Source organism: Psychromonas arctica, from assembly GCF_038155225.1.
Classification (GTDB): Bacteria; Pseudomonadota; Gammaproteobacteria; order Enterobacterales; family Psychromonadaceae; genus Psychromonas; species Psychromonas arctica_B.
The window spans coordinates 1-251 of the sequence record NZ_JBAKBA010000153.1 but is presented as its reverse complement, the minus strand read 5'-3'; the positions used below and the strand labels follow the sequence as shown (position 1 = coordinate 251).

Annotated in this window: 1 pseudogene; it reads right to left on the bottom strand. The window is 33.1% G+C overall.

Annotated features, from left to right (window positions below):
• Positions 1-194: pseudogene (locus V6255_RS18130) on the bottom strand (EamA/RhaT family transporter); the annotation flags it as partial.
• Positions 195-251 lie beyond the last annotated feature (57 nt).

Genomic DNA, 251 nt, shown 5'->3' with positions numbered 1-251 from the left:
GCTTTAAGTAAACTTATTTTCTGCTGACGATAGCAATTAATAAGTAATACAACGCTACTTACCAAACTTGCTACAAGCAACATTAGTAAGGCACTGAAATAAGTTAAGGTAATTTTAAAAGCAGAGGCCACAGTGGACCACATTAATACAGCTAATAAAGCAAACAGCGTAGCTGTTTTTTGATTTTTGATCATGATCCTAACTCTATTAACGAACGAAATTCATTTTTAAAGCATTTTGATCATCAACGC